Genomic DNA, 9,498 nt, shown 5'->3' with positions numbered 1-9,498 from the left:
CAGAGCATGTTCGATTAGATCGACGGCTGGCTTCCGTAACTCACGGTCCATGCTTATGAAGCTTGAATAGTATCCCTCGAAACTCGGGCCGGGCTCAAGGTCCTCTATGTGATCATCCGACTCCCACGCCGACTCGTCCAACCTCAATGGAGCAACATATATGTCCCACCCGCTATCCCAGTGGTCTTCATAGATCCGCTGCAACTTCCTATGCTGCGATGTTCGCGCCCAAGCATTGACGTTCCCGTGACCAAATGCTTGGCCAATATAAAGAACCTCTTGCCGGGCAAGCTCAGCACTAGCTCCAGAAAGGAGAGACGCCAAGGCCCAGCTATCTCCATGAATTAGTCCGTTTCTCGCCTGCAGAGAGAAATAGGCGCCGTCGGCATGCACCGCAAAATGTCGAGTTTCATCGATCCCCGCAAGGTCCGCACCTAGATGGTAGGTTTTCGGTGGGCCGGCGATTGACTCGCGGGTAACGACATCGAGGGTTATAATCTCATCCCTCAAGTCAACGGATTCGCGCGCTATCCTAACGGATGGCCGTCTAGTAATGATATACCAGTGGCAATCGCCCAATGCGATCGCGAGGCTTTCAGTGTCAAATTTCCTTTGAAATACGTGAGTTGCACTTATGCTGAAGATCAGCGTGCCCGCCATGGGTGGGATTATAGGAGAGTAGGAACGGTCCTGGGCCGGATGCGGTCGATTGCTGCCAACGTGCAGGGACGTGAGACTGCCCGCAACCGACGCTGACTGCGAGGAGTGAACCGATTGAGTGGCCCGTGGCAGTCCGGGAACCCGCGCTCGGTATAGCGACGCGCCGGCGAGCACGGCGCGCCAGCGCCGCGCGCAGCCGTCGCGCGGCGCTGGTGTTCGTAGCCGCTCTTGATCTCAAAATCGAGCAATTCGGCAGTCTGCGGGTCTTGCTGATGTCCGATCACGGGTGATGCTTGACATATCGATCCCACCTGATGCTTGACGGCCGTCTGCGGCTGTCCTGGTCTGTGGCGCTTGGGGGCGTCGCTGGTCAGGAGGTCGGGATTGGTCCTGGTGGAGTTGTCTCGGGTCGAGCAGAGGTATCGGGCGGTGCTGGCGGTGGAGGCCGGGGCGCGGGTGGGTGAGGTCGCCGCGCAGGTCGGGGTGTCGCGGCAGGCGCTGTCGGTGTGGCGGGCGCGGTATCGCGCGGAGGGGCTCGCGGGGCTGGCGGATCGTTCGCACCGGCCGGTGTCGTGTCCGCACCAGGCATCGGTGCAGGTGGAGACGGCGGTGTGTGAGCTGCGTCGGGAGCATCCGCGGTGGGGTCCGCGGCGGTTGCTGTTCGAGCTGGAGAAGGCGGGTGTCACGCCGTTGCCGTCGCGGATGACGGTCTACCGGATCCTGGTGCGTCACGGCCTGGTGGACCCGAAGGCGCGGCGGCGCCGGCGGGAGGACTACAAGCGCTGGCAGCGCGACGCGCCGATGCAGCTGTGGCAGCTCGACATCGTCGGTGGCGTTCTTGTCGCGGGCGCGGATGGGCAGGTGGCGGAGGTGAAGGTCGTGACCGGGATCGACGACCACTCCCGGTACTGCGTGCTCGCCACCGTCGTGGCCCGGCCGACCGGACGGGCGGTCTGCGCGGCGTTCGCCACCGCGCTCGCCGAGTTCGGCGTGCCCGACGAGGTGCTGACCGACAACGGCAAACAGTTCACCGACCGGTTCGGGAAAGGCGGCGAGGTGCTGTTCGACCGGATCTGTCGCACCAACGGGATCCGCCACCGGCTGACCCAGCCCGCCTCTCCGACGACGACGGGCAAGGTCGAGCGGATGCACCAGACCCTGCGTCGGGAACTGCTCGACACCGGCGAGATCCACCCGGATCTGGCCGCGGCCCAGGCCGCCCTCGACCGCTGGCGCACCGACTACAACACCGCCCGGCCGCACCAGGCACTGGACATGGCGACCCCGGCGTCACGGTTTCGGCCCGTGCCCGACGACGAACGGGCGCTGCTGCCGCTGGAGCTGCCGGCCGCGCTGGCCGTGGTGCCCTCGCCTCGGCCCGAGGTCGACGACCGCGAACCCGACCTGTCACCACCGCCCACGGCCAGCGATCCCGCCGCCCCCGTCCCGGTCGCCGTCCCCTGGACGGGCGGGCCGGTCGAGTTCGAACGGGTCGTGCCCACCTCGGGGAACATGGCCGTCGCCGGCCGCCAGTTCTGGCTCGGCCCCGCCCGCGCCGGGCTGACCGTCACCTTCTGGGCCGACCTCGACATCATCCACCTGACCATCGCCGGCGCCCGGGTCAAGACCGTCCGCTCGCACCTGTCCGTCAACGACCTCGCCAGCCTCGCCGCCCGCGGCGGACGCCAGGCCGGACCGCCACCGCTACCCCCAGCCGAACCCGGCGCGGCCCTCGAGGTCGACCGGACCCTGAACAAAGCCGGCGTCTGCACCCTGGCCAACCAGTGGATCTGCGTGGCCGAGGTCCTCGGCGGCCGGCGGGTGTCCATCCGCATCGACGGCGAGCACCTACACGTCTTCGACCCGACCACCCGGGAGCTGCTGCGCACGAAGCCGAACCCGCTCACCTACGACCAGGCCCGAGGCCTGCGCGGCGTCCGACCCGCCGGACCACCACCCCGCCCCTCGGTCGAGCCGGTCACCGTCCAACGCAGGGCGTCGAACAGCGGGATCATCATGGTCGTCGGGCAGAAGATCTCGATCGGACGGCACAACGCCCGACGCACCGTCACCATCCACGTCGCCGAAACCACGATCACCATCGACCTCGGCGGCGGCGAGCTACGCACCCACGCCCGCACCACGACCCAGCCCGTCACGAAGATCAAGGTCCAGCGGCCCCCCAAGGCCGCTTCAGTTTCCTAGCCACGCCGTCAACCATCAACTGGGACAGAAACGTCAAGCATCACCTGGGACTAGACAGCGGGTCTTGCTGACGTTGCCTCGGGCCATGCGTAGGGTCGGCGGCATGGACCAGGCGGTTGCTGAGCGGTTGGCGGGCGGTCTGCTGGCGCCTCTCGGCGACCGGTGGCGGCACGTCCAAGCGGTCGCGGCCGCAGCGCGGGAAGTCTCTGGCGCGGTCGGCCCCGGGGACCGAGACCTGTTGGTCACCGCGGCCTGGCTGCATGACATCGGCTATGCGCCGGAGATCGGGCACCTGTGGTTTCACCCCGTTGACGGGGCGCGCTACCTGGAGTCGTTGCACGCGCCGCATCGGCTGTGTGCGCTGGTCGCGCACCACTCGTGCGCCCGGATCGAGGCGGAGGAGCGTGGCCTGACGGCGGAGCTCGCGCCGTGGGAGTTGGAGACGTCGGCGGTGATGGACGCGCTGTGCATGGCAGACATGACGACCGGTCCGCAGGGCCAGCGGTTCACCTTCGATGAGCGCGTGGCGGAGATCTGCTCCCGGTACGGGGAGGCCACGGTCGTGCCGCGGTCGATCAACCGGGCGCGGCCGATCCTCCAGGAGTCGATCGATCGGACCGTGGAACGGCTCGGAACGGTTCAGCCCAGGTAGGGCGTCGGTCGGTGCTCCAGGTAGTGGTCGATGCGGAGGCGCATCGACGGGTGGATGTTCTTGGTGTCTAGGTCGTCGACGGCGACAAACTCGACTTCCTTCGTTTCGCTGGATGTGCGCAGGGTGCCGCCGAGCATCCGGGTCGTGAAGCAGAGGGAGAACTGCTGGCGGACCTCGCCGTCGTCGTAGGCCAGGACGTGCCGCGGATTCGTGTAGACGCCAACCAGGCCGGTCACCTCGATGTCGATGCCGGTCTCTTCCTTGGTCTCGCGCACGGCGGCGTCGACGATCGACTCGCCGAGGTCCATCCCGCCGCCGGGCAAGGCCCACAGGTCGTTATCGGTCTTGTGGACCAGGAGAATCCGGCCGGCCTCGTCGGTCACGACGGCCGTCACCGACGGGACGACGCTGTTGGCCTTAGGGGCGCTCGGGTCGTTGAAGTAGTCGATGCGGGCCACGGCTACCAGGCTCCTTCGCTTGTCGCCCAGACCCGTTCGAAGCTGGCGGCGTAGTACTCGAACAGGCCGTCCGCGGTCTCGCGCAGGTGGATGACCGGCGAGTGTGCGGCGGGGGCGCCGTAGACATGGGCGTTGACCAGCATGTGGCCATCAAACCGGTAGATCGAGTTGTACAGGGCGGTCGCGTGTAGGCGGACCTCGACTCCGGGCACCTCGCGCAGGCTGGACAGGTAGGTGAGCGTGATCCGGATGCGGGCGGCCAGGCCGTCGGCGATGCCTTCCTCGTGGCCGCGCAGGGCGACCGCTTCCGAGGCGGGGTCGCCGAGCAGGTAGCGGATCTTCGCGCCGTTCTGGACCTTCTGGCGGAGCAGGGCGACGAAATCGGCGTGCCCGTCGGGCAGGAACAGGCCGGCGAACACCAGCACGTCGACCTGCTCGCGGGCACCGCGCAGCAGGGACCGCCAGAGCTCACCGGGAACGGCGCCCCGGTTCGGGTAGATGCGGACGATCTCGGCCGGCACCTCGGCCGACGGCGCGGCGCTGGCCGGATGCGATTCCTCGCCGGGGCGGTCGGCCAGACCGAGAGGCCGGCGCGGAATGCCGAGTCCGTCAGCCATCCGTTCGAAGATTTCCAGGCTGGTGACCTGGCGGCGGCCGTGCTGGATCTCGCTCACGTGCGACTGGGGAACCTCGCACGCCCCGGCGATCTGGGTCTGAGTGGCGCCGGTCCACTTCCGGTAGATCGTCAGGACGGCGCCCATGTTGCGGCGGGCAAGCGCCTCGACCATCTCGGGGCGGTCCCACAGGTCGGGCGGGGCGGGTGGCAGAGGCCGGCGGACGGGGGGCATGAGTCCTCCTGGCGGCGGGTCGAGACCGCTTGTCCCTGATCGGACACGGGCAGGATATCCGGTCAGTGGATAGATCGGAAGCTAGGCGTATACGTCCGGCGCCCTTCCGTGGCAAAGGTCCTGCATAGAGGCTCCGGCCAACCCCGCCACGCGGTCAACGGCGCCCGGCGTGGCGGGGCCGACAGCGGTTCGTGAGCGGATGGGAGGGCTCTGGATGGCACGGGAATCGGCGGCAGATGGCGCCGGGCTGGCCGTGGCGATCGCCTGCGACGCGGCCACAACATCGGCCTCGGCGGGTACCGAGGATGGACCGGCGGCGGCAGAGCGGCGAGGCACACGATCCGGCGTCACGGCGAAGCCATGGACAGATCAGGACTGGGCGCTCGTCGTGGGTACCGGCTCGGACCTGGCGGAGCTGGTCGCGGAGGTCTCGAGGCTTCCGGCGGGCCTGGAGTTCGTGGAGGCGTTCGGCGACGTCGACCTGGTCCTCGTCTACCGGCCAGCGGAGGGGAAGCGGTCGCGAGAGGACCTGATCGATTCGCTCGTGGATCGCGTGGTCGAACACGGCGGGATGCTCGTGGGTCCGGTCGGTCCTGGTGGACTCTCGGCCGGCGAGCGGTTCACGACCTCCGGGGAGCGGGTGGCGTTCGCGGCCGGACAAGCGGACGCGCTGAGCGCCATGCGGCGCGCGCTCACCGGGATGTACGACCCGCGAACCGACGGGCGCCCGGTGCCGGCCGCGCCGTAGGCGGTTTTCCTGAACGATTGAAGGGCCGGACCTGGCGGGAGGACTTCCCCGCGGGTCCGGCCCTCGTCGTGTCGCCCCCCGGCGGGCTCGGCGTCGTGGTTCTCGGCTACGCCGGGGTGAGGCTGCGGGCGATGTCGTCGACGCGGCGCTCGATGCGGAGCAGGACGGCGAGGATGTCCGCCTGGATGTCGGCGGCAGGGGCTACGGGTGCGTCGCTGTCCGGGGCGTGCCGCTCCCCGAGCAGGACGCGGACCAGGTGGTCGTCCGGCCAGCCGAGCGCGCGGCACAGCGCGGTCAGGGTCAAGTTCTGCACACGGCGGCCATCAACGTTGCGCTGCAACACACGGATGGTCGACACGGACACGCCGGCGGCCTCGGCGAGCCGCTGCTGTCCGATCCGGCGCGCGGCCATGCGCTCGTTGAGCGCGTCGGCGACCGCCTGCCAGTTCTCCCCGTCGGCGGGACCACGGGCTGTATGACGCCGCGCATGGGTTTTGTTTGCCACCCGTCAAACATTAGTCTGTCGGTAGGAGCCTATTCCACACTGTCACCGGATGAAATCCATACCCCGCCGGTATACATCGAGCCGATATCGCTTGGCGAGCGGTTCGCGCGCGGTTCACAGTAGGTCTCGCCCCACAAGTCGCCGGACGATTCGGCGGCGGGCTGGCCCTCCTGGAGGTGGAACGTGGCGATTCCTCGTCGGATTCCGGTGGCGTTCGGGGACGTGTTCCCGAATGGTGCCTACGTGCTCGGGGTGGAGCCGTCGAACGACTTCGAGAAGATGCGGTCCGGCGCGCCGGACCCCCAGGAACTCGACAAGGAGACAGGCCTGCGGATCTGGGCGGTTCGGATCATGGACGCGGACCCGGCGGCGCGGACGTCGGAACTGAAGGTGAAGATCGCCGCTCAGGTGGCGCCGGTGCCGCCGGACCCGATCCCGGGGACGCCGTTCCGCCCGGTCGAGCTGGTCGGCCTCCAGGTGATCCCGTGGGTCGACAGCAACGGGCCACGTCCGAAGCAGATGTTCGCGCTGCGGGCCTCCGGCCTGCGGCCGGTCTCCGCACTACCGACGCGACGTGGCCCGGCGGTGGCGGCGTGAGCGAGTACGGCGTGTCCTCGATGACGCGACTCTCGGCGCACTTCACCGCGGGCGGCGGGGCCACCCTATACCTGCACACCTATCCGACCGCACCCCGATCCTGGTCCTGTCTGCGCTGCCGGTTGAGGTAACGATCACCGTCCGAACGGCGACCTCGCCGAGGCGCCGATGCGATTCGCGCGCGATCTAGCGGACGCCGCCGCGCGGTTCGCCGCCGACTGCGAGCGCTTCGCCACGACCAACGCAACACCCCGGCCGACGAGACGCCCGGCCCGGCCTCGGCGGAGGTTCCGCCGGCCTCGCGCGCGGCCTGAGCGCGCTTTCTCGCGGGTCTCCCGGGGTGCCGGCCGGATAGCCGCCGGCTCTCCGGGACCTGTTGACTCTTTCCCCCCGAATTTCTGACCGCTGGCTTTGCCCTGCCGCGAAACGGGTGGTATTCGTCATGCCAAGAATCAAAGGGGACCGCGGAATCCCGCCGCTTCCCACGCGCCACGACCGAATCACGGTCCCGGTCTGGGCCGTGGTTCTCGTCCTGGTGGCCCGGCTGGTCCGCGGCCTGGTGGTCGTGATCGCTCGCCACCCGGTCGCGTTTGCCGTGGTCGTCGGTTCGACCGTGCTGTACCGGCGGACAGGGCTGCTCGGCCCCGGCGTGCTGGCCGGCGCGGTCGTACTGGTCGCGCTCGCCTGGCGCCTGGTTCATCGGCGCTCGTTCGACCGGGTCGCCCGGTGGGCGTGGGGCCGGGTCCGCCTGGTGTTCGTCTACCGGCGCCGGTGGCGGGCGGCGACGATGCACTGCGGCCTGGCGATCCAGATCCCGACGGCGACCGGGCAGCGGGTGACCTTTGACGAGTACTTCCCGCGCATCCGCACGATTCGGCGCTCGGCGGCGGTCGAGGCGCTGCGTGTGGAACTGCTGCCCGGTCAGACCCCGGAGACCTGGGCGGCGCAGGCCGAGGCGCTGCGTCATGTCTACCGGGCGCGGGCGTGTCGCGTGCGCGCCGATCGGGTCGGCTTCGTGTGGGTCGACTTCTACCGCCGCGACCCGCTGTCGAAGGTCGTCACGCCCTATCCGGTCGACAGGATGGACGACACGGCCGATCTCGAGAACCTGCCCGTCGGTCGCCGGGAGGACGGCCAGCCATGGCTGCTTCGGCTGCGCGGCTCGCACGTCCTGGTGGCCGGCGCCACCGGGTCGGGCAAGGGCTCGGTCCTGTGGTCGCTCATCCGTGCACTCGGCCCGGCCGTTCGGGACGGGATCGTGGAGCTGTGGGTGTGCGACCCGAAGGGCGGGATGGAGATGGCGGCCGGCGCGCCGATGTTCGCGCGGTTCGCCTACGACCTGCCCGCCATCGCGGACCTGCTCGACGACGCGGTGGAACGCATGCGGGCGCGGGCCGACTGGCTCCGCGGCGTCACCCGACTGCACGTCCCGTCCCGCGCCGAGCCGCTGATCGTCGTGGTCGTCGACGAGATCGCGGCGCTTACGGCCTACGTGACCGATCGGGACCTCAAGCGGCGGCTGGCCGCGTCGCTTCCGCTGCTGCTCTCGCAGGGCCGGGCGCCCGGCGTCGTGGTGGTCGCGGCGGTGCGGGACCCGCGCGAGGAGACCCTGCCCTTCCGGAACCTCTTCTCGATCCGGGTGGCGCTGCGGCTGGTGGAGGCCGAGCAGGTTGATCTTGTCCTCGGTGACGGCGCGCATGACAACGGCGCGCGCTGCGAGGACATCCCGACCAGCCAGCAGGGAACCGGCTATGTCGTCGAGGGCGGTTCCGCGGAACCGATCCGCGTCCGCGCCGCTTGGCCGGACGACGCGGAGATCCGCTGGACCGCCGACCACTACCGGCTCCCGCTGACCGGCGAGGTCCTCGACCCGATCGACCCTGCCGGCCTCGACGGGGCGACCGAACCTGGGAGGCGCCCGGTTCCGAGTCCCATCGGCTACCAGTGGGCGCGCGGCTGGGTGCCCGACCTGTCTGCCTTCCTGCTGCCCCGCGACAGCCGGTGACCGGGTTGCGGTCAAAGGCCTCTAAACGATAATGACCCGGGCCGAAAAGACCCAGGTCATCGATGGTGGGCAGGGGCGGGGTCGAACCGCCGACCTTCCGCTTTTCAGGCGGACGCTCGTACCGACTGAGCTACCTGCCCCAGACGAAACGTCCGGCCGGTCGCGAGGTGCGACTGCTTCGGACGTTGTGCGCGGTCCCGACGGGATTCGAACCCGCGACCTCCGCCTTGACAGGGCGGCGTGAACTCCAGACTTCACCACGGGACCAAGCTTCGATCTTCAGTTTTGACCTGCTGACTGCTTGGCGGCTTGGTCCCAGGGGCCGTCCACCGCTTCGAGGAGAAGCATACAGGATGCTGGGGCGGTCCATGAGAGGGCGCTCGCCCACCCCTTGAACCACGCCAGGCCGACGCATGCCGGTGGGTTCCCCCATGTCCGACTCCACTCGGGCCGACTCCACCTGGGCCGACTCCACCTGGGCCGACCCATCCCTTCAACACCAACTCAGGTCGGCCGCGCGGGCCCGGAGCAGACGAAGACCCTGCACAGGGACCCGTCGTCGCCGGGCCGTACCTTCCGGGTGGACCGGTAGACATGCCGGGTCTGATCGGCCGTGACGACCTCGAACTCGGCGGCGTCCGGTTCACCGGGCCGGCGGCCGTCCATCGGCCCCCCGGATGCGACCGAGCCCGACGGCTCGGGTGTCTGCTCCGCCATGCCGTGTCCTGCCATCCGTGACACCGGCCGTGACGCCGCCGTGATCATCTGCCGCGCCGCGGGCCGATGCCGGCGAAGTGTCCGCGAGAACGCGGTCCAGGGC

At 69.4% G+C, this 9,498-nt stretch carries 10 protein-coding genes and 2 tRNA genes; 5 read left to right on the top strand and 7 right to left on the bottom strand.

The features are described from left to right. Positions 1 to 660 (bottom strand): hypothetical protein (locus I6A81_RS29605; protein WP_203010371.1); only part of this gene is annotated, 660 nt, incomplete at its 3' end. A 399-nt stretch (positions 661 to 1,059) separates the two neighbouring features. Here I6A81_RS29605 and I6A81_RS46520 point away from each other — a divergent pair. Both I6A81_RS46520 and I6A81_RS29595 read left to right on the top strand, forming a co-directional pair. Beyond that, positions 1,060 to 2,865 carry an IS481 family transposase gene (locus tag I6A81_RS46520; RefSeq protein WP_456319693.1) on the top strand — a complete coding sequence of 602 codons (1,806 nt, stop codon included), beginning with the start codon at positions 1,060 to 1,062 and terminating at the stop codon, positions 2,863 to 2,865. Between the two features lie 103 nt (positions 2,866 to 2,968). After that, entirely contained in the window at positions 2,969 to 3,517 is a 549-nt protein-coding gene (locus tag I6A81_RS29595; protein ID WP_202998983.1) for an HD domain-containing protein, read from the top strand. Here I6A81_RS29595 and I6A81_RS29590 read toward each other — a convergent pair. Further along, complete coding sequence (locus I6A81_RS29590; RefSeq protein WP_202998982.1) at positions 3,505 to 3,975, bottom strand: NUDIX hydrolase; 471 nt, start codon at positions 3,973 to 3,975, stop codon at positions 3,505 to 3,507. The genes I6A81_RS29595 and I6A81_RS29590 overlap by 13 nt on opposite strands. A 2-nt stretch (positions 3,976 to 3,977) precedes the next feature. Further along, complete coding sequence (locus I6A81_RS29585; RefSeq protein WP_202998980.1) at positions 3,978 to 4,823, bottom strand: helix-turn-helix domain-containing protein; 846 nt, start codon at positions 4,821 to 4,823, stop codon at positions 3,978 to 3,980. 214 nt (positions 4,824 to 5,037) lie between these two features. Between I6A81_RS29585 and I6A81_RS29580 the strand changes: the two genes are divergently transcribed. Then, positions 5,038 to 5,571: a hypothetical protein gene (locus I6A81_RS29580; RefSeq protein ID WP_202998978.1), complete on the top strand. Its 534-nt coding sequence runs from the start codon at positions 5,038 to 5,040 to the stop codon at positions 5,569 to 5,571. 106 nt (positions 5,572 to 5,677) lie between these two features. Here the strand turns inward: I6A81_RS29580 and I6A81_RS29575 are convergent, their stop codons facing one another. Then, the gene (locus I6A81_RS29575) at positions 5,678 to 6,076 is read right to left on the bottom strand and encodes a helix-turn-helix domain-containing protein (RefSeq protein WP_202998976.1); all 399 of its coding nucleotides are present in this window, start codon (positions 6,074 to 6,076) and stop codon (positions 5,678 to 5,680) included. A 183-nt stretch (positions 6,077 to 6,259) separates the two neighbouring features. Here I6A81_RS29575 and I6A81_RS29570 point away from each other — a divergent pair, with 183 nt between their 5' ends. Both I6A81_RS29570 and I6A81_RS29565 read left to right on the top strand, forming a co-directional pair. After that, positions 6,260 to 6,673 carry a plasmid replication, integration and excision activator gene (locus I6A81_RS29570; protein ID WP_202998974.1) on the top strand — a complete coding sequence of 138 codons (414 nt, stop codon included), beginning with the start codon at positions 6,260 to 6,262 and terminating at the stop codon, positions 6,671 to 6,673. 442 nt (positions 6,674 to 7,115) lie between these two features. After that, complete coding sequence (locus I6A81_RS29565) at positions 7,116 to 8,678, top strand: FtsK/SpoIIIE domain-containing protein (protein ID WP_202998972.1); 1,563 nt, start codon at positions 7,116 to 7,118, stop codon at positions 8,676 to 8,678. A 63-nt stretch (positions 8,679 to 8,741) separates the two neighbouring features. On the opposite strand, the gene I6A81_RS29560 is transcribed toward I6A81_RS29565, so the two are convergent. The 3 genes from I6A81_RS29560 to I6A81_RS29550 all read right to left on the bottom strand — a co-directional run. After that, positions 8,742 to 8,818 (bottom strand) — tRNA-Phe (locus tag I6A81_RS29560). Between the two features lie 52 nt (positions 8,819 to 8,870). Then, positions 8,871 to 8,945: transfer RNA gene (locus I6A81_RS29555), tRNA-Asp, on the bottom strand. Positions 8,946 to 9,182: 237 nt separating this feature from the next. Then, positions 9,183 to 9,498 (bottom strand): hypothetical protein (locus I6A81_RS29550; RefSeq protein WP_238441569.1); only part of this gene is annotated, 316 nt, incomplete at its 5' end.

The sequence above is a fragment of the Frankia nepalensis genome (assembly GCF_016786325.1).
GTDB classification, from domain to species: Bacteria; Actinomycetota; Actinomycetes; order Frankiales; family Frankiaceae; genus Pseudofrankia; species Pseudofrankia nepalensis.
Note: the sequence above shows the minus strand (reverse complement) of the source record. Positions and strands in the feature narration are given on the sequence as shown.